The sequence below is a fragment of the Streptomyces varsoviensis genome, from assembly GCF_000718635.1.
In the GTDB taxonomy this organism is placed as follows: domain Bacteria; phylum Actinomycetota; class Actinomycetes; order Streptomycetales; family Streptomycetaceae; genus Streptomyces; species Streptomyces varsoviensis.
Genome location: NZ_JOBF01000083.1, coordinates 1 through 295, shown reverse-complemented (window position 1 = coordinate 295; position 295 = coordinate 1). Strand labels below are relative to the sequence as shown.

The window sequence follows — 295 nt, the reverse complement described above, 5'->3', positions numbered from 1 at the left end:
TCTGGATGAGGTGATCACGGAGCGGACGAAGGTCGTCTCGTTCACGCTGGTGTCCAATCTGCTGGGGACCGTCAATCCGGTGGAGGCGATCATCCGCCGCGCCCAGGAGGTGGGGGCGCTGGTGGTCATCGACGCCTCCCAGGCCGCCCCGCACATGCCGCTGGACGTCCAGGCCCTCCAGGCCGACTTCGTGGCGTTTACCGGGCACAAGATGTGCGGGCCGACGGGGATCGGGGTGCTGTGGGGCCGGCAGGAACTCCTGGAGGACCTGCCCCCCTTCCTGGGCGGCGGGGAG

The 295-nt window shown here is 69.5% G+C and carries 1 protein-coding gene; it reads left to right on the top strand.

All coding sequences use genetic code 11. The annotated features are described in order from the left end of the window. On the top strand, positions 1-295 hold a 295-nt coding region (locus IF55_RS35690; RefSeq protein ID WP_030893497.1), incomplete at both ends, for an aminotransferase class V-fold PLP-dependent enzyme.